This window comes from Rhodoferax sp. GW821-FHT07G04 (assembly GCF_059418585.1).
In genome coordinates, this window is sequence record NZ_JBWKQD010000001.1 from 661918 (window position 1) to 681285 (window position 19368).

Consider the following 19368-nt stretch of genomic DNA (forward strand, 5'->3'; position numbering starts at 1 on the left):
CGCACAGCGTTTTGCCGGACGCGGCAAGGCCTTTTCTACCGAGAAAATTGTATTGACAAATTCCATGGCCCAAACGCAGCGGACTTTTAATTTCCACGCGCTGGGACCGCGGCGCCGGGCGCACACGCACTGCGCATCCCGGCGGTGCCGTGCCTTACTTGGTCGGTGGGACGACCACAATCGTGGCGCCGCCCGATGTTCCGGTGTTGCCGGTGTTGCCGGTGTTGCCTTTGGATCCGGTAGCACCCGTGTTACCCGTAGAGCCTGTGGCTCCAGTAGCACCGGTATAGCCGGTGTTGCCCTGGTTGCCGGTGGCCCCGGTATCGCCAGTGGCCCCGGTCGAACCCGTGGAACCGGTCGCGCCGGTATAGCCGGTGTTACCCGTGTTGCCTTGCGTACCGGTAGCACCGGTTGCACCGGTGTAGCCTGTACTGCCCTGGCGGCCTGTATTGCCTGTGTTCCCAGTATTGCCCTGGTTACCAGTTGCGCCTGTGTCTCCGGTGGCTCCGGGCGGGCCCATGGGCCCAGTGCAGGCACTCAGGCCCAAGACGGAGATCAACAAAACAGATGGAATTAAGAATTTCATGGCAGATCCTCTTGTGGTTGTACGCAGTCAACGTGGCTGCATATCTCCACTTTGAGGGCCCGTCCGCCTGGTGTCTGTCCGCCAGCTCGCTTAGAGGAAAACCTTTACCCGACTTCAGCGCCGCAAACTGGGCGACATAGCGTCCGGCCGTTCACGCTCCTTGCGCAGGGCTTCGGCGCGGGTGCGCCTGCTCATCTCGAAGATGTCCTGGCTGTGGTCAACACCAAAGCGGCCTTGCGAGCCGTGGCTGTGCCCGCGCTGCTCAAAGTGTCGGGCGATCAATGCGACCACCAGCAAGGCCAACAGACTGCCAATGATGAGTATTTGGGGGGTGACTGCTACATCCATTTGAAAAAACCTCCGCAAAAGATACGTGCGTACAACGGCGTACGAAAGAGACTTCGGCCACCATGGCTGCAAGCCCCAAATCTGCGACACCTCACTCGGTACACAAACTCAAGTGCAATGCTAGGCAGCCCGTATTTTTCGTCTGTATGGCAGCGCACGGTCAACACAACCGCTATGCATTTGCTAGCGGTATACGCTTGTTGCACGGGAGCTACAGGCTCATTTTTCAAATGACCAATCGGTAGACCTGCTCCACCAAAGCCGCACTGATAGGCCCACCCACCAGCCCAGGCGCCATCTTGTTCATCATGTAGGCAATCGTCATGCGCCGTTCGGTGTCCACAATGACCATGGAGCCGCCCCAACCGCCCCAGAAGCAGATGCGGCCCTCGGGGATGAAGGGCAGCACCTGCGGCAGCGGCAGGCCATAGCCCATGCCCAACTTCAGCGGTATGCCCAGCACCAGATCCGGCCCAACCGACTGCACCTGGAAAATCTTGTCTATGGTCGCAGGCGACAACAGGCGCACACCATCCACCGCGCCGCCGCAGGCCACCAGCGACTGGATGCGCGCCACCGAACGCGCATTGCCATGGCCATTGGCCGCACCGATGTCGGCCTGGCGCCAGGCGCGGGTCCAGCTCACCTCGGCCTGCGGGGCCGGGCCGGTGAAGGTCTTGAACATGGCGCCATTGGGGTCCAGCATGGCCAGGTCCAGTTGCAGCGGCGGCGGCGGCACCACATTGGCCACGCGGTGGAACTCCGACTCCGCCAGGCCGATGTGGAAGTCGGCCTTCAAGGGGCGGGCAATCTCATCGGAAAAGAATTGGCCTAGTTGTTTGCCGGTGATGCGGCGCACCACCTCGCCCACCAAGTGCCCATAGTTCAGCGCGTGGTAGCCCGAGGCCGTGCCCGGCTGCCACCACGGCGCCTGGCGCGCCAGCATGGCGGTGGACTTTTCCCAGTCGTAGATATCGTCCACCGTCACCGGTTGGTCCCAGCCCGACACGCCCGAGCTGTGGCCCAGCAGGTGGCGCACTTCGACCGCACCCTTGCCGTTGGCGCCAAAGGCCGGCCAGTATTTGGCCACCGGCGCATGCAGGTCCAGCTCGCCCCGCTCAACCAGCAGCAAGGCCGCCAGCGAGGTCATGGTCTTGGTCGTGGACCAGACGTTGGTGATGGTGTCCTTGCGCCACGGCAGGGTGCGCTGCGTGTCGGCCCAGCCGCCCCACAGATCGACGACGTTTTCGCCGTCGATGTTGACGACCAGGGACGCGCCCAGGTCTTCGCCGGAGTTGATGTTGGCGGCAAACAGTTCGCTCAAGGGGTCGAAGCGCTGTTCGGCACGGCCGCCCAGCAGCATGGTGTTCGCATTCATAGGTGTGCGTCCCTGAAGAAGTAGTAAGTGGATGGCGGTGGTGCTTGGCTTAGAAGTCGTAGGTCACGCCCACGCCCACATAGCGCGGCGGCGCGTAGTTGACGGTACGTGCCGCGCCCAGCACCGGCGAGCTGATGCTCATGCTGGACAACGCGGTGACATTGGTCGCGTTCTTCACAAAGGCGATGAACTTCCATGGGCCTTGCTTGAACGCGGTGGACAGGTTCAGCACACCTACGTCCTCTTGCATGGCGTCCGCGGTGTTGAACTCGGTGAAGAAGAACCTGCTGCGCCACAGGTAGTCGGCATGCCAGGTGGTGCGGTAGCTGCCCAAGGTCTGCACAAAGTCCACCCCCAGGCTGGCCTGGGCGCGGGACACATTCGCCAACTGGTTGCCGGACACATTGATGGCCGGCCCCATGGGGCTGTGGCGCTGGTCCACGTTGATGAAGTCGGTGTACTTGGGGTCCATCAGGCCCAGGCTGGCGTTCAGCGTCACGTTGGCGGCGGGCTTGTAGGTGGTCTCCAGCTCCAGGCCGCTGATCTGGGCGCCGGCGGCATTGGCCAATACGGGCGAGGCCTGGCCGATCTGCACCACCTGCATGTCCTTGTAGTCGCTCTTGAACAGCGCCGCGCTGACCGTGCCTGCGCGTTTGGCAAAGCTGGATTTGAACCCCAGCTCATAGCTGGTTACGGTCTCAGGCCTCACCGGTTCTCCCTGAACTGCTCCCAAGTTGATAGCGCCTGACTTGAAGCCGCGGGCGATCTTGGCATAGGTCAAAGTCTCGGGGCTGATCTGGTATTCCAGGCCCAGCGAGCCCGGCGTGCTGGACCAGCTGGCGCTGGGCGTGCCGGTGGCGTTCAGGCCAAAGGCGGCGATGTTCAGGTACTCGTCCGCCGTCTTGCTTTCATTGGCCCAGCGCATGCCGCCCAGCAGGGCCAGGCTGGGGGTCAGCGCATAGCGCACGTCGGCGTACAGCGCGCTGGCTCGGGCATGCACATTGCCGCCCAGCAAAAAGTTCAGGCCACCGGGCAGCGGCACGGTCAAGGGCGCGCCCGGCACCAGAAAGCCCAGCGGCACTTGCGCGGACACGTCCACGTCCTGCGTCTGGTCAAACTGCACGTGGTTGACGCCCACCAGCCATTGCAGCGCCTGGCCCTCGGCGGATGCCAGATGCGCATCCAGGCTGACATCGCGGCTGCTGGTCTTGAAGTGGGTGGTGGCCATCAGCGCCTCGGTCTGGTCGCCATCCCACAGCGCGTCGGATGCGCTTTTGCGGTAGCTGGCCACCACGCTCAGTGTGTTGTTGTCACCCACGGGCTGTTCGTAGATCGCCTGCAATGTGCTGACGTCAATGGCGTTGGATCCGGCCTGGCTTTTGACCGAACGCGGATTGCCCGTTTGCGAGGCGCCATACAACAGTTGGGTGATCGTGGGGGTGGCCTCGGGCAACACGGCATTGCTGGCGCCGTTGTCGCGCTGGCGGTAGTAGCCGGCTATCAGGCGCAGGTTGCCGCCGCCACCAAAGTCGGTGCTGGTCTGCAGGCGCAGGGCTTGCGAACCCAGGTCATCCACGGCCTTGGGCGCGCTGGTGCCCTCCTTGCCCGCCAGCACCGGGCCAAAGGACTGGCCGGCCAACTGGTTGCTGGCAAAGCCGTCGGTGGCTTTGATCTGGTAGGACAGCCGGGCCTTGGTGCTCTCGGACAGCGGGCCGGAGAAAAAGCCCTCGCTCTCGCGGCGGCCGTAGTCGCCGACCACGGCGCCAATCTGCGCCGCAAAGCGGTCGGTCGGCCGCGCCGAGATGAAATTGAGCGCGCCGCCGGTGGCATTGCGGCCATACAGCGCACCCTGTGGGCCACGCAAGGCCTCCACGCGGTACACATCAAACAGGCTGACGTTGGAGCTGGTCTGGTCCGACACATAGGCTCCATCGGCATACAAGGCCACACCGGGGTCGCCACCGGCGGTCAGGAACACATTGCCAATGCCACGCATGTACAACTGCGATGAACCCAGATTGCTGGTGAAGGTGGTGTTGGGTATCAGGTTGACCAGGTCGGCCAGCGTGGACGTACCCTGGTCCTTGAGCTTGGCGCCGGCCAGCACGGTAATGGCGTCGGGCGTCATCTCCAGCACGGTCTGGCGTTTTTCGGCGGTGATGGTGACGCGGTCCAGCGTCTCGGTCTCGGCTTGCTGCTGCGCCAGGGCGTAGGTGCTGGCGCTGAGGACTAAGCTGCCCAACACAGCCTGGGTGATGGCGTTCCTGCGACCGGGGAAGGTCCTTCTGTTCGTCTGCATGTTGTTGTCTCCTGTTTTTGTGTGCTAACTGACTCGCTGACTGACGAATCGATTCTGGAGACGGGGCCTGTTAGCGTCTATCCAGTTTGGGAACTGGAGTAGCTGGAAAAGGAACTCTTTGGCTTTTTGAGGTGATGTTGCGGGTTTGAACTACCAGGCAGCCAAATAGCCGGACTCCCCACTCTCCCCCCGCCCTCTCGCCCCCGTCGGGCGAGAGGGGGCCTTTAACAGCCGATTGGGTTACGTCGCGCCGACTACGGCGCTACTGGCGGTGCGGCGCGGTACTTACTGGTACACCACGGCCATGGCGCTGCGGTTGGAGTAGACGGCCGCCGCGTGGGTGCTCCCACACTGGCCGCTGCGCGTGCCAGCGGCTCCGCGCCACCGTACACGAGGTCTCTAGGACAGTTGTTCAAAGCCTTAGTACGCCAACCCGCAACGCAACCTCACTGCAGTAATGACATAGCCGGAGCACAGAAGCAAGATCGGCTGTTAAAGGCCCCCTCTCGCCCGACGGGGGCGAGAGGGCGGGGGGAGAGTGGGGAGTCCGGCTGTTGGGATTCCGGCTATTCAGCCGCTCAAAAAAAGAAATTCACGAAGCGCTACCGAGCCTTCCGCAAAGTCTCACTAGGCAACTCCCCAAACCGCTCCCGATACCGCGCCGCAAACAAACTCAAATGCAAGAAACCCCACTTGACAGCCACCTCGGTCACAGAGGCTCCATTACGCCGCTGCAGCAACTCATCCCGCGCCCTATCCAACCGATGCAGCAACATGTAGCGCATCGGCGAAGTATTGAGGTGCTTCTCAAAGCCGCGCGACAGCGCACGCACCCCCACATGGCAAGCCCGAGCAATGTCCTCCACGCTGGGCAATTCCGCTGCATGGGCGTGGATGTAGTCGCGGGCGCGCTGCGTGGATTGCGGTAGCGCCGGCTGGTCGCTCAAATGCGTGGTGTAGCTATTGGGCCAGGCCAGCAGTAGCTCCAGCAGGGCCGCGCTTTTGAGGTTGCGCTCCAGTTGGCGACCGGCGGCGTGGGGGTATAGCGGCATGGCGGCAAAGCGGTCGATCAATCGCATCAGCATCGTGGCCTGTGCGGTGCCCGCCGGGGCGTCGGTGGCAAACCGCAAGGGGTGCGACAGGTCCGAACCCAGCATGGCGCGGCATGCGCCTTGCATGTCGGCATCCAGAACCCGCAAGTTGACCAGTTCCATGTCGCCCGACATCTGCACGGGGCGCATGTCGTCAGGCGCGTTGACACCCGCATCACCAGCCCGGGCTATAGTGCCGCCGCCGTCACGGGTCACGGTGCCGCTGTGCAAATAGGAGAACACCCAGACCGGGCGCTGTGTGTCCAGCGCGGCTATGGCCGGCGCGCCATAGCGGATCACGCCCACATGCAAACCGTCGAAGTCGAATCCGCGCATGCGCAAGTCCACGCCTTCGCGGTGCGGCACCTGCAGCGCATGCTGTCCGTACAGGCCGGCCAGGAATTCGGTTGCCTCTTCCGGCTTTTGGGTGTGGATCAGCGTTTTGACACGCACTCCCTCGGTGTGCGCCGGCTCTGCGCCAGCGGCACCCACAAGATCCACCAGGCCCGAAGGGGTATGCATGGGCGGATTCTAGGCAGGTTTGGCCCTGACCACCAAGGCCGGGGTGTCACACGGGTTCACCAGGGGTTTGTCAGAGCGGTTAAAAAATTTGCCGGACTTTTAACCCCATACCGCGACCCCGCTCGTTTCAGTCCACACCGCAACCAAACTTCTGGAGTCAATATGCTTACCAATCTGAGCCGTATGGGCGTGGCCGTGGTCCTGGTCTGCAGCGGCCTGCAAGCGCAGGCGATCGGGCGCCTGGCCGATGTCACCGTCATCGACCGCAACACCGGGGCCACACTGCCGCTGTACTACAACAAGGGCGAATACTGGGTGGCCGGCGCACCTGGCGCACGCTACGCCATCGCCATCCGCAACAAGCTGGGTGAGCGCGTAATGGCCGTCACCTCGGTGGACGGCATCAACGTCGTCAACGGTGCCACCGCCGCCTGGGGGCAGACTGGCTACGTGTTTGGTGCCTACACCAACTACCAGATCACCGGCTGGCGCAAGAGCAATGCCGAAGTAGCCGCCTTTGAATTTTCCGCCGCTGCCGATTCGTACGCCGAACGCACAGGCCGCCCCAACCAGGTGGGCGTGATCGGTGTGGCTCTGTTCAAGGAGCGCATGCCCGAGCCCGTAGCCCTGCCCAGCCCAGCCCCTTACCGCCCGGAGCGGGATTTCAGGGAGTCATCGCGTGCGGATAGCAGCAGCAATGCCGCGCCACCCCCACCACCCGCCGCTGCCGCCGCACAAAAGAGCCTGGGAGCCGCCGCACCTGCTGAAGCGATGGCCGACCACAGCCGCTCGGCCGATGCCAACACCGCCCAGTCTTACGCCCGCCCAACCATGCCCGCTCCCAAGCTGGGTACAGCCCACGGCCAGCGCGAAGACTCGTACGTGTCGCAGACCAGCTTTGAGCGCGCCCAGTCGCAGCCCCATGAAGTCATCACGATTCGCTATGACAGCCGCGAGAACCTGATCGCCGCGGGTGTGATCTACGAGCGCCCCAACCGCACCACGCCCAACCCCTTTCCCAACTCGGAGAGCCTGTCCTACGTCCCCGATCCTCCGGCACGCCGCTATTGACGCTGTGCCCCACGCTTGTCGCTTCGCGTACTGCGCTGCCCCCGAGGGGCCCTCACCGTCTTGGGGCGGCCCTGCGACGGCGGAGTCCGCGTGGAGCCCGATAATGCTGGCCATGGCCAGCGCTACCGACCTCCGCACAGAGACTGATGAGTCATTGATGCTGCGCTATGCCTCCGGTGATTTGGCCGCATTCAATCTGCTCTATGACCGGCACGAAATGGGTGTGTGGCGCTATGTTTTCAGGAGTGTACGGGTGCAGGCGGTGGCCGATGACCTGCTGCAGGACGTGTGGTTCGCGCTGGCCCGCCATGCCCCCCAATACCAGCCCACGGCCAAATTCAAGACCTGGTTGTTCACGCTGGCCCACAACCGTCTGATCGACCATTTCCGCACCGCAAAGCAGCATGTGAGCCTGGATGACGACGGCGATGAGGATTCCGACAGCGTCGCCCTGGTGCAGACCCTGGCCGCCAATTCAGGTTTTGGGCCACTCAGGCGCCTGGAATCCAAGGAACAGGCCAACGCCCTGCTGGAGGCCATCGAAGCACTGCCCTTCGCCCAGCGGGAGGCCTTCATGCTGCAGGCCGAAGCGGGCATGGATGTGCAAGACATTGCCAACACCACCGGAGTGAGTTTTGAGACAGCCAAAAGCCGCCTGCGCTATGCGCGCAGCCGCCTGAAAGAACTGCTGCAGGAGTACGCATGACCGAGTCGCCTGACAAGCAACCTGATGAACTACTGGAGCGCTACGCAGAGGCGGTGGCGCAAGACCCGCGGCGCCCCTCCGAGCGGGTGCGCAATGCCGCGCGTGCGCACGCGCAAATGCTGCGCGACCAAGCCGCGGCGCTGCAGCGCGTGGATGGCGCCACCCCCCCCAAACCAGCCGCCAACCAACCCCGCTGGAGTGTGTCCATGGTCGCAAGCCTGGCCGTGGTGGCGCTGGCGGGTTTGCTGTATGTGCAGATCGACCGCGGTGCGCCCGAGAACCGCGAAGCAGCCCTGGGCACCGCCATGCGCGACGAAGCGCCCGCGGCAACCCGCCCGGCACTCACTGCGGCGCCCGCCGCACTGCCCACCCCAGCCCCAACACCGGCACCCGTGACAGCGCCCGCGCAAGGGCCTGCGGCCCAAGCGCGTGAAAGCTCGCGCAAGGAGGCTTTGGCAAACGCACCGCCGCCCCGGGCCAAGGTCGCTGCCGCCGCGCCGCCAGAGGAACGCCAGCCCTACAGCGCCGCAGCACCCGTCGCCCAGGAGTCCGCAGCCCCGGAGGCCCTGGCCTCGGCGAAGAGCGTCGAGAACTATGCAACCACCCCCTATGCCGCCGAAGCCGACAGGCCCGCCCGATCGATGAACAGACCCGCCGCCGGGCTCGCCAGTTCAGGCGCCGTCATGCGTGACAACAAAGCCGAGCCTCGCAGTGCCGATGCCAACACATCGCGAATGGCTGCCCCGCCCGCGCCGGCGTCTCCCACCGCGCCTGTCGTGGCGGCCCCTGCTGCAGCGCACTGGCTGGAAGCCGCACGGAGCGGCCATACCGACACGCTGCAAAAGCTGCTGGCGCAGGGTATGGCAATCAACAGCCGGGATGGCAGTGGCAACACCGCACTGATGCTGGCCGTACGCCACCACCACACCGGCACGGTGCGCAAACTGCTGGAATGGGGGGCCGACGCCGGCCTGGTCAACCACCAAGGGCAGACTGCGCAGCAGATCGCTCAGCAGTTGGGTCTGGTCGACATGGTGCAACTGCTGCAAGCCATCCGCTGAGTGATAAATGGGGCACTCGCTCGCCCACATAGACTTGGCGAGTTGCCTCGCACATGGCGTCAGATGCTGGCCGCTTCAGCTCCGGCTACCAGGCTCTGGTTCCAGGCGGGGTCGCTCATTACCGATTTCTGAATAGCTTCAATGGTCTTGTCCTTTTGCATCTGCTGCAGGACCGTGGTCAGCTTGGGCACCAAGCTCGCGTGCTTCTTGTTCAGGTAGTGGAACACCGGGAAGGTCGCCAAGGCGGGCTGCAGCACTTTCACATCGGTCAGATTGAGTTCCTTGACAACTGCCAAGCCAGAGGTCCGGTTGGCCACAACGATATCGGAACGTCCCAAGGTCATCTTCAAGAAGGCTTGGCGCAACGTAGCCGCCACTTCCACCCGCATGCCCTGGGTGTTTTGCTCGACGATCTTGATGCTTTTGACATGGCCAATGGTGTAGGGGCGCAGACTCTCCCAGCCGCTGACGACAAAGGTAGTGCCCAAGGTGAAGATGACGATCTCGTAGGTCAGCAAGGCTACCGGCACGATCACCAGATTGGGGTATTCGCGGTCCATGCCCAGCTTGCGATAGAGCTCGCCGTCCATGTCGCCATTGTTTGCACTGCGAAGCGAGCGCTCGCCCGGAATCTTGTGCACCACCATTTGCATGCCCAGCCGGTGGTAGGCCTCTGTCATCACCTGCTCGGCAATGCTGGTGGCCGGGTCCACCTCCAGCAGCGTGGATATCTGCATGGGTTTGTGGTTGTCATCCTGGCCCCAGGCGGGCAGGACACCAAGACCGGGAAAAGCGCTGAGTGCAAGCAAGGTGCGGCGTTGCATGGTGGTGTACCCCTTTTTCAGCGGAGATGCGTATCCAGCATACTCTTTTGAGACGCAGATGCAAGGTTTTGAAAGCTCCCTGAAACCGGCGCTTGCGACGATAATTTCCAGCGATCGGCCACCACCACTTCAGAGGACGCACGTAACATGGCATCTGGAAAAATTCTTGTCGCCCAGGGCGGCGGTCCAACAGCCGTCATCAACCAGTCGATGGTGGGCGTGGCGCTGGAGGCGCGGCGCTTTCCCGGTATCGCCCATGTCTATGGCGCACGCCACGGTGTGCGGGGCATCGTCAACGAAGATTTCGTCCACCTGACGCAAGAGACCAGCCACAACCTGGAGATGGTGGCCAACACGCCCTCCAGCGCCTTGGGCTCCACGCGCGACAAGCCCGACGCCAAGTATTGCCACGAGATCTTCAAGGTGCTGCAGGCCCACGAGATTGGGCACTTCTTCTACATTGGCGGCAACGACTCGTCGGACACCGTGCGCATCGTCAGCGAAGAGGCGCGTAAGGCCAACTACGCGCTGCGCTGCATCCATATTCCCAAGACGATTGACAACGACCTGGTCGGCAATGACCACACGCCGGGTTTCCCGTCGGCGGCACGTTTCGTGGCCCAAGCCTTTGCCGGTGCCAACCTGGACAACGCGGCCCTGCCAGGCGTGTACGTGGCAGTCGTCATGGGGCGCCATGCCGGCTTTCTGACTGCCGCCTCGGCGCTGGGCAAGAAATTCCCAGACGATGGCCCCCACCTGATCTACCTGCCCGAGCGCACTTTCAGCCTGGAGCAATTCCTGGCCGATGTCAAAGCCACGCATGACCGGCTGGGACGCTGCGTGGTCGCGGTTTCCGAGGGCATACACGATGCATCGGGCCAATCGATTGCGGCACAACTGGCCAAGGACCTGGAGCACGACGCACACGGCAATGTGCAGCTCTCCGGCAGCGGTGCGCTGGCTGATCTGCTGTGCGAAGAGATCAAGGGCAAGCTGGGCATCAAGCGCGTGCGCGGTGACACCTTTGGCTACCTGCAGCGCTCCTTCATCGGCTGCGTGTCGGATGTGGACCAGCGCGAGGCGCGCGAGGTCGGCGAGAAGGCCGTGCAGTTTGCGATGTGGGGCAATCGGGATGGCTCGGTGGCCATCAAGCGCACCGGTTTCTACTCGGTCGACTACGAGCTGCTGCCGCTGGATGCCGTGGCCGGCAAGACGCGCGTCATGGAAGACGCCTTCATCACGCCCAATGGCACGGATGTGACCGACGCATTCCGGCTCTACCTACGTCCGCTTCTGGGTTCGGGCATGCCGGATGCCTTCAGGCTGCGCACCAATCCAGTGGCCAAGGTGCTGCGCCCAGGCTGACGGCCTTTCAGAGAACTAGGCTGTAGCCCTCGTCAGATGGCCGTATTGCGCTTCTGAATTAATAGCAAACTGGCAGAGCTCACGCAGCCAGTTGCAGGTCGCCGCCGACCATGATCTTGTCCAGCGCGCGGCCGACGATGGCCTCGTTGTCCAGCACACGCATGCGGCCCATGCGCAGCATGGCCGAGACTTCACGCTCGGAGCGCACAAAGGCGTCGAAGCCCTCGCGGTTGGTGAACAACAGCCGCGTGCGCATGGGGCTGACCCAGCTCAGACGGCAGCGAATATGGGTACCTTGCTCAATGGACACATCGAACCACATGCCGCGCTTGAACGACTGGGCTTGGGCGTCAAAGTTGTCGAGTTGGTTGAACTGGCGCGCCGCGCGGCGTTCATCCAATTGCTGCATGGCCACCTGGCCTTCACGGTCTTCCAGTGCAGCCGAGCCTGTGTCCAAGGGCATGGACTGCGTCAGGCGTATGGCCATGGTGTGGGTGCTGATCAGGCGCCGAGTGAAGGTGGCACGCGGCTTGCCATTCCACTCAATCGAGTCCAGCCCCAGGTTCAGCTGGCGCACCATCTCGGGCAAGATGGCAACCAGTTCGCGGCGCTCTTCGGCCGAGGTCTTGGGCTGTATGGACCAGATCAGCTGTTCCATGGTCTTGGTGGCCAGCGCATAGTTCTGGGCACGCGTAGCCTCGTCCATCCAGGCGCGGGCCATGACCTCGCGCCACTGATTGGTCAGGAAAGGCAGCAGGAAAGGGGCCACCGATTGCTCGGCCGACATGGCCTGGATGCGCTCGTGGATCAGCTCGTCGGCCTGCTCCAGGGCCTGGTCCCACGACTCGCCGGTGCGCTCCTGCTGAGCCACCGGCTCCACACGGACCTGGGCCTGCTGCTCGGTCTCGAACAGGAATTCGGTAAATTCGCGCAGCAGGTCGACAAACAGCGCGAGGTCGTCTTCAAACTCGGTCAGCACACGCTGCACCGTGTGCTCGATGCGCACGTACAGCGGGTCTTGCTCGCCTTTCTCCGGCGCCCAGGCGACCGAGGCACCGGCCAGCGTATCGACCAGGCGGCGCGCCGGGTGCTGGTCCGACAGGAAGAAGTCGCGGTCGATCATGGCCGCCTTCAGTACCGGAATCTGCAGACGGCCGATGATGAACTTCATCTGGATCGGGATGGCCTGGTCGGCAAATACGAAGTCAAACACCTCGGCCAATGCGTCCACCGTGCCACGGTCCAATTCGGGCGCGTGGCGAATCTCGTCGCGGTCGCGCATCTGGCGCAGCACATTGTGCTCGGCCAGCGCCTCCTCGTCGTACTGTTGGTGGTGGTAGTTGAAGGACGCGGCATGGGCGCTGGCCCCAGCCTGCAGATCCCCCAGATAGCCCATCAGCGCCGGACTGGCGGCTGCGAAATTGGGGCGGGTTTGGATTTCGCTGTCGGCGTCACCGCCGGCCTGGCCGGAGCCTGCGTGGACGCCACCGCCGTGTGCGCCACCGGCCTGCTGCGCACCAAAACCCAGGCGCTGCAAGAACTGGCGGGCATGGGCGGCTACGGTGCGGCCGGCATTGTCCAGCGACGCCCAGGTGGACGAGCGCGCCGGCACGCCGCCTGCGCCAAAGCCCGTGTTCCCGCCCGACCCGCCGCCATCCATGGGTGCAAAGCCCGAACGGCCAGTCTCCGGTCCGCCCAGCGGCACCGGCTGCGATGTGAGTGGCATATTGCCGGAACGGGGACCGAGCGGCGCATGGGCGCTGTTGCCGTGCTTGATGCGCAAAGCCCGCTGGTTCGACACACCGGCGCGCACCAATGTGTCATTGAGCTCCTTGTACAGAGGCGCCAGGTCCAGCCAGAAGTTAGGGTCCAGCGATTGCACCAAGTCTTCACTGGCCTGGGGGTCAAGCTCGCACTTGTCCCAGGCGCTGGCAAAGGCCTTGAGCAGCACCATCGGCTGAAATGGGTTGTCGTGAATGGAGCTTTTGTCGTGGCCGAACAGCACGCTCAGGCGCTGTGTCAACGGCTCCAGCACCGCGTCATAGCGGGTTGTGAAGCGTTGTGCAATGCGGTCCAGCAGCAAGACACGCTCGACCTCTCCCACATCGAGCAGGCTCAGGCTCATGCCATTGAGCGCTTCGTCGGCCGCACCGCTGGGGCGCCCGGCCAGCGCGTGCTGCGGCAATATTCCACTCAGCTCTTCACTGAGGCAATCGGCCAGGGTTTGCTGGAATCCGCGGTTGAATTGCTGCGCGTATTTGCCCAGCAGCAAATGGGCAGACCGCAGGTTTTGGCCTTGGCCCAGCGATGGCTTGTCGTCCACCAATTCCATCAGGCGGTTGCGCACCAGATTCAGGTTTTTGGTCTCGTGCTCGGCGAAATAGGCCAAGGTTTGCGCAATCAGCATGCGCGCCAGTCGAACCGCCGGATTAGGGGGCTCGGTACCAGTGCGTCTAACGGAAGAATTCGATTGCTCGCGGTTCACAGAAAAAGCGGCCTGTCAGGGGTCAAAAAAAGTGCCCGCGCGGGCGGACTTTCAAAAAAGGAAACGGGATACCTGAAGATTGTGGTTCATTTCTCTTTCGAGTCGAACCACGGGCCAGGCCGGCGCTGCGATTAAGCGGAGAATGGCCTGCAAAAAACGTAACGAGTTGTTACGATTCCACTCCCAAACAACAGTCCATGCTCACACCAGCAGCCGTGAGGACTTGGGCACGTGGGCCATCAAGAATTCCATTTGGTCAGCCAGTATGCGCCGGTTGCGCAGAATGAAATCTTCCCACAGGCTGGGCACATAGGGTGTGTACAGCAGCGGCATATGGGCCTGCTCGGGCGTGCGGTGGCTCTTGCGGTGGTTGCAGGGCCGGCAGGCGGTGACCACGTTCATCCAGGTGTCCACGCCCTTCTGGGCAAAGGGGATGATGTGTTCGCGGGTCAGGTCGTGTTCGTGGAAACGCTCGCCACAGTAGGCGCAGACATTACGGTCGCGGTTGAACAATTTGCTATTGGTCAGGCCGGGGCGCAGGAGGAAGGGGTTGATATTGGGCACACCGCGGGTGCCGATGATGCTGTTGACGCGGATGATGGATTGCAGGCCCGTGATTGCGTTGTGGCCACCGTGGAAGACGGCAACCTCACCACCGGACTCCCAGCGCACCTCATCCGACGCGTAGTGGATGACCGCCTGTTCCAGCGAAATCCACGATTGGGGCAGCCCCTGGGCCGACAATTTCAAGACTTTCAAAACACGCCTCCTGCAACGGTTAAATCAACCACACACCGGAAATGCACATCTCTGCAGCCCTGCGCCATTAGTGCTTGGCACGCTGCTACGTCACAATATACCCTCATTCTGTGACAAATTGGCTTCAGGCGCTAGAACCCCTTGCGCCATCTGCTATCAAAAAGATAACAAATTCATGAAGGTCTTTCGCGGTTTTCACCACCCTGGCGTAGCGTCGGCCTGTGCGCTGACCATAGGCAATTTCGACGGCGTGCACCGGGGCCACCAAGCCATGCTGGCGCTCTTGCGCGGCGAGGCCCAGCAGCGCGGCGTGCCCAGCTGCGTACTGACGTTTGAGCCGCATCCGCGCGATTTCTTTGCCGCGAAGTTTAAAAAGCCGGAGCTTGCCCCCGCCCGGGTAGGCACACTGCGCGACAAGCTGGGCGACCTGGCCATCTGCGGCGTGGACCAGACCATCGTGCTGCCCTTTGACGCCAAGCTGGCCGGCCAATCGCCCCAGACCTTTGTCGACACGGTGCTGGTGCAGGGCCTGGGAGCCCGCTACGTGCTGGTGGGCGACGATTTCCGCTTTGGCGCCCAGCGCGCAGGCGACTACGCCTTTTTAGACGCTGCGGGCGATACCCAGGGCTTCGATGTGGCCCGCATGAATTCCTACGAAGTGCATGGGCTGCGCGTCTCCAGCTCGGCCGTGCGCGAGGCCCTGGGCCAGGGCGATATGGCCGCTGCGGCGCGCCTGCTGGGCCGGCCCTACTGCATCTCCGGCCACGTGGTGCATGGACGCAAGCTGGGCCGCACACTAGGTTTCAAGACCCTGAATCTGCGCTTTGCCCACTGGAAACCCGCCGCCAGCGGCATCTTTGCGGTGCTGGTCCATGGCCTAGCCGACAAGCCGGTGCAGGGCGTGGCCAACCTGGGCGTGCGCCCTTCGCTGGACCCCAATGACGTGAACGGCGGGCGTGTGCTGCTGGAGACGCATTGCCTGGATTGGCCTGCCGAACTGGGGTCGGAAGGGGCCTACGGTAAAATCATCCGTGTGGAACTGCTGCACAAACTACATGACGAGCTGAAGTACGACAGCCTGGACGCCCTCACAAAGGGCATACGCCAGGACTGCGACGATGCCCGCGCCTGGTTCTCCAAGCGAATTTGAAAGGGCTGGGAGCCCCACAAGCCTCCCGCTGCGTACCTTGCCCCGCGCGCATTTGCCTCCCTTCTATTGCCGCTGCGCGAGACCGTGCAGCACGTATTCCCAGCCCAGGTTGTCTCCATGGAAGCCTGAGCCCCCGTCTTGAGAAAAGCCATGACCGATTCAAAAAGCTCCAGCCCCAAGGCCGAAACCAGTGTGTATCGCGACACGCTGAACATGCCAGACACCCCGTTCCCCATGCGCGGCGACCTGCCCAAGCGCGAACCCGCCTGGGTCAAGGCCTGGAACGAGGAAGGTTTGTACAAGCGCCTGCGGGACGCCCGCGTGGGTGCGCCACTGTTTGTGCTGCACGACGGCCCGCCCTATGCCAACGGCAAGCTGCACATCGGCCACGCGCTGAACAAGGTCCTGAAGGACATGATCGTCAAGAGCAAGCAGCTCGCCGGCTTTGACGCGCAGTACATCCCCGGCTGGGACTGCCATGGCCTGCCCATCGAAAACGCCATCGAAAAACTGCACGGCCGCAACCTCTCCCGTGACGACATGCAGGCCAAGAGCCGTGCCTACGCCACCGAGCAAATCGACCAGCAGCGCGAGGACTTCAAACGCCTGGGCGTGCTGGGTGACTGGGAGCGCCCCTACCGCACCATGGACCCGGCCAACGAGGGCGGCCAGATCCGCGCGTTCAAGCGCGTCATCGAGCGCGGCTTTGTCTACCGTGGCCTCAAGCCCGTGTACTGGTGCTTTGACTGTGGCTCCAGCTTGGCCGAATTCGAAATCGAATATGCGGACAAGAAGAGCGACACGCTGGACGTGGCCTTTGAGACCGACGACGCCGGCAAACTGGCAGCGGCCTTCGGCCTCTCCGCCCTGCCCGCAGGCCAAACCGCCTTTGCCGTGATCTGGACGACAACCGCGTGGACCATCCCCGCCAACCAGGCGCTGAACGCCCACCCCGAATTGACCTACGCTCTGGTGCAAACCGAAAAGGGTTGCCTGGTGCTGGCCGAGTCGCTGGTCGACAAGTGCCTGGAACGTTTTGGCCTGACCGGCACCGTGCTGGCCACCACCAAGGGCGAGAAGCTGGGCGGCCTGAACTTCCGCCACCCGCTGTTTGATGTGGATGCGGGCTACCGCCGCCTGTCGCCCGTCTACCTGGCCGACTATGTCAGCGATGGCGACGGCACCGGCATCGTGCACTCATCCCCAGCCTATGGCGTGGATGACTTCAACTCCTGCGTGGCCAATGGCCTGAAGTACGACGACATCCTGAACCCCGTGCAAGGCAACGGCACCTATGCGGCCGATTTCCCGCTGTTTGGAGGCCTGCACATCTGGAAGGCCGTACCTGTCATCCTGGACGCGCTCAAGGTCGCCGGCCGGCTGATGGCGACCGTGGGTATCACCCACAGCTATCCCCACTGCTGGCGCCACAAGACGCCGGTCATCTACCGCGCCGCAGCCCAGTGGTTTGTGCGCATGGACGAAGGCCCCGGCGTCTTCACCAAAGACAAGGCGCCCAAGACCCTGCGCCAGTTGGCGCTGGATGCCATCGACCAGACCAACTTCTACCCCGAGAACGGCCGTGCACGTCTGCGCGACATGATCGCCAACCGGCCCGACTGGTGCATCAGCCGCCAGCGCAGTTGGGGCGTGCCCGTGCCCTTCTTCCTGCACAAGGACAGCGGTGAATTGCACCCGCGCACCATGGATATCCTGGACCAGGCGGCCGACATCGTCGAAAAGGGCGGCATCGAGGCCTGGAGCCGCGTCACCGTCGAAGAGATCCTGGGCGCTGCCGATGCACCGAGCTACACCAAGAGCACCGACATCCTGGAAGTGTGGTTTGACTCCGGCTCCACGTTCCAACACGTGCTGCGCGGCAGCCACAAGGACGCCTATGCCCGCCCACCGTTCCACGCGGAAGGCCCCGAGGCCGATCTGTACCTGGAGGGCCACGACCAGCACCGCGGTTGGTTTCACAGCTCGCTACTGCTGGGTTGCGCACTATACGACCGCGCGCCCTACCGCGGCCTGCTGACCCACGGCTTTGCCACCGACGGCCAAGGCCGCAAGATGAGCAAGTCGCTGGGCAACACCGTGGAGCCACAAAGCGTGACCAGCAAGCTGGGCGCCGAGATCGCACGTCTGTGGGTTGCGTCCACCGACTACTCGGGCGACCTCAACATCGATGACAAGATCCTGGCCCGCGTCGTGGACACCTACCGCCGCGTGCGCAACACGCTGAAGTTCTTGCTGGCCAATGTCAGCGACTTCGACCCGGCCAAGGACGCCGTGCCGCTGGAGCAGATGCTGGAAATCGACCGCTACGCACTAAGCCGCGCGGCGCAGTTGCAAGCTGACATCCTGGCGCACTACAAGGTCTACGAATTCCACCCCGTGGTTTCCAAACTGCAGATCTATTGCAGCGAAGACCTGGGCGCCTTCTACCTCGACGTGCTGAAGGACCGCCTGTACACCACCGGTGCCAACAGCCTGGCTCGCCGCTCGGCGCAGACCGCGCTGTGGCAGATCACCCAGGCCATGCTGCGCTGGATGGCGCCGTTCCTGAGCTTCACCGCGGAAGAGGCTTGGGCCGTGCTGGGTGCCGAGGGCAAGACGCCCGCAGCCACCAAGCTGTCCATCTTCCTGGACGGGTATGTGGACTTTGCCGCACCCGACGCCGCCCTGCTGGCCAAGTGGAGCCGCATCCGCGAGATCCGCGAAGCGGTGAACAAGGAGATTGAAACGCTGCGTGCCGAGGGCAAGGTTGGCTCGTCCCTGCAAGCCAACATAACTCTTGGATTACCGGCCGAAGATTTATCGCAGCTGGCGTCACTTGGCGACGACTTGAAGTTTGTCTTCATCACGTCGGTCGTGGAACTATTCGCCGAAAGCCAAGTGACTGTTCAGGTTAACCCCTCGACAGATCAGAAGTGCGAGCGTTGCTGGCATTACCGCCACGATGTAGGGGGAGACGCCGCCCACCCCACCCTATGCGGTCGCTGCACCAGCAACCTCTATGGCGCCGGCGAAAAACGGGTGTTTGCCTAATGGCCCGCGGTGGTAAATCATCCGGCGGCGGCGCGAGTAGCGGTCTGCTGCTATGGCTGGGCTTGGCCTTCATCGTCGTGTTGGCCGACCAGTTCACCAAGGTCCTGATCACTGGCTACTACCAGTACGGTGATAGCACCACGGTGACCAGCTTCTTCAACATCGTGCGGGCGCACAACACCGGCGCGGCCTTCTCGTTCCTGCACGATGCCTCGGGCTGGCAGCGCTGGCTGTTCACCGGTCTGGGTTGCGTGGCGGCGGGGGTCATCATCTGGATGCTGAAATCACACCCTGGACAAAAGCTGTTCAGCTTTGCGATGGCCTGTATCCTGGGTGGCGCCATCGGCAACGTCATCGACCGCGTGGTGCACGGCTATGTGGTCGATTTCCTGGACTTCCACTGGAGCTGGCTGGCTCCCGTGTTTGCGGGCGGGCACTTCCCTGCCTTTAACGTGGCCGACAGCGCCATCAGCATAGGCGCTGCGTGCCTGATACTGGACGAGCTGCTGCGGGTCAGAAAGAGTTAGACGGCACCACAACGGAGTGGAAACGCAGCAACTGGAGGCTCGGGTTGCCTGGGCGTTCTGCGCAGGTAAAGGAGGAGCCCGCGTAGCGGGCGGGGGACACGGAGCAGAGCGCCCAGGCAGCCCGAGTCTCTGGTTGCGGGGCGCA

Annotated in this window: 15 protein-coding genes; 7 read left to right on the forward strand and 8 right to left on the reverse strand. The window is 63.3% G+C overall.

The annotated features are described in order from the left end of the window. Positions 1 to 154: 154 nt before the first annotated feature. From AC07OO_RS03030 to AC07OO_RS03050, 5 genes are all read right to left on the reverse strand, one after another. Positions 155 to 586 carry a collagen-like protein gene (locus tag AC07OO_RS03030; protein ID WP_495080574.1) on the reverse strand — a complete coding sequence of 144 codons (432 nt, stop codon included), beginning with the start codon at positions 584 to 586 and terminating at the stop codon, positions 155 to 157. 114 nt (positions 587 to 700) lie between these two features. Further along, complete coding sequence (locus tag AC07OO_RS03035) at positions 701 to 934, reverse strand: hypothetical protein (protein ID WP_495080575.1); 234 nt, start codon at positions 932 to 934, stop codon at positions 701 to 703. Positions 935 to 1160: 226 nt separating this feature from the next. Further along, a complete protein-coding gene (locus tag AC07OO_RS03040; protein WP_495080576.1) occupies positions 1161 to 2312 on the reverse strand; it encodes a serine hydrolase domain-containing protein in 1152 nt (383 codons plus the stop codon). 49 nt (positions 2313 to 2361) lie between these two features. Then, positions 2362 to 4611: a TonB-dependent receptor gene (locus AC07OO_RS03045; RefSeq protein WP_495080577.1), complete on the reverse strand. Its 2250-nt coding sequence runs from the start codon at positions 4609 to 4611 to the stop codon at positions 2362 to 2364. A gap of 602 nt (positions 4612 to 5213) precedes the next feature. Next, positions 5214 to 6224: an AraC family transcriptional regulator gene (locus AC07OO_RS03050; RefSeq protein ID WP_495080578.1), complete on the reverse strand. Its 1011-nt coding sequence runs from the start codon at positions 6222 to 6224 to the stop codon at positions 5214 to 5216. A 162-nt stretch (positions 6225 to 6386) separates the two neighbouring features. On the opposite strand from AC07OO_RS03050, the gene AC07OO_RS03055 reads away from it, so the two are divergent. The 3 genes from AC07OO_RS03055 to AC07OO_RS03065 all read left to right on the forward strand — a co-directional run bounded on the left by AC07OO_RS03055 (position 6387) and on the right by AC07OO_RS03065 (position 9062). Then, complete coding sequence (locus tag AC07OO_RS03055; protein WP_495080579.1) at positions 6387 to 7295, forward strand: hypothetical protein; 909 nt, start codon at positions 6387 to 6389, stop codon at positions 7293 to 7295. 103 nt (positions 7296 to 7398) lie between these two features. Then, positions 7399 to 8001, forward strand: a complete 603-nt coding sequence (locus tag AC07OO_RS03060; protein WP_495080580.1) for a sigma-70 family RNA polymerase sigma factor — start codon at positions 7399 to 7401, stop codon at positions 7999 to 8001. Beyond that, the gene (locus AC07OO_RS03065; protein ID WP_495080581.1) at positions 7998 to 9062 is read left to right on the forward strand and encodes an ankyrin repeat domain-containing protein; all 1065 of its coding nucleotides are present in this window, start codon (positions 7998 to 8000) and stop codon (positions 9060 to 9062) included. The genes AC07OO_RS03060 and AC07OO_RS03065 overlap by 4 nt, the downstream gene beginning before the upstream one ends. 59 nt (positions 9063 to 9121) lie before the next feature. Here the strand turns inward: AC07OO_RS03065 and AC07OO_RS03070 are convergent, their stop codons facing one another. Beyond that, complete coding sequence (locus AC07OO_RS03070; protein ID WP_495080582.1) at positions 9122 to 9886, reverse strand: substrate-binding periplasmic protein; 765 nt, start codon at positions 9884 to 9886, stop codon at positions 9122 to 9124. Between the two features lie 147 nt (positions 9887 to 10033). Between AC07OO_RS03070 and AC07OO_RS03075 the strand changes: the two genes are divergently transcribed. Then, the gene (locus tag AC07OO_RS03075) at positions 10034 to 11251 is read left to right on the forward strand and encodes a 6-phosphofructokinase (protein WP_495080583.1); all 1218 of its coding nucleotides are present in this window, start codon (positions 10034 to 10036) and stop codon (positions 11249 to 11251) included. Positions 11252 to 11330: 79 nt separating this feature from the next. On the opposite strand, the gene AC07OO_RS03080 is transcribed toward AC07OO_RS03075, so the two are convergent. Both AC07OO_RS03080 and AC07OO_RS03085 read right to left on the reverse strand, forming a co-directional pair. After that, the gene (locus tag AC07OO_RS03080) at positions 11331 to 13658 is read right to left on the reverse strand and encodes a DUF1631 family protein (RefSeq protein WP_495080584.1); all 2328 of its coding nucleotides are present in this window, start codon (positions 13656 to 13658) and stop codon (positions 11331 to 11333) included. Between the two features lie 279 nt (positions 13659 to 13937). After that, on the reverse strand, positions 13938 to 14495 hold the full coding sequence (locus tag AC07OO_RS03085) for an HNH endonuclease (RefSeq protein WP_495080585.1): 558 nt from the start codon (positions 14493 to 14495) through the stop codon (positions 13938 to 13940). A gap of 175 nt (positions 14496 to 14670) precedes the next feature. Between AC07OO_RS03085 and AC07OO_RS03090 the strand changes: the two genes are divergently transcribed. The 3 genes from AC07OO_RS03090 to lspA all read left to right on the forward strand — a co-directional run bounded on the left by AC07OO_RS03090 (position 14671) and on the right by lspA (position 19223). Continuing rightward, the gene (locus AC07OO_RS03090; protein ID WP_495080586.1) at positions 14671 to 15645 is read left to right on the forward strand and encodes a bifunctional riboflavin kinase/FAD synthetase; all 975 of its coding nucleotides are present in this window, start codon (positions 14671 to 14673) and stop codon (positions 15643 to 15645) included. A 150-nt stretch (positions 15646 to 15795) separates the two neighbouring features. After that, complete coding sequence (gene ileS, locus AC07OO_RS03095) at positions 15796 to 18696, forward strand: isoleucine--tRNA ligase (protein ID WP_495080587.1); 2901 nt, start codon at positions 15796 to 15798, stop codon at positions 18694 to 18696. Next, positions 18696 to 19223, forward strand: coding sequence for a signal peptidase II (gene lspA, locus AC07OO_RS03100; protein WP_495080588.1), 528 nt, complete (start codon positions 18696 to 18698; stop codon positions 19221 to 19223). Before ileS ends, lspA begins: the two co-directional genes overlap by 1 nt. Positions 19224 to 19368: the final 145 nt, after the last annotated feature.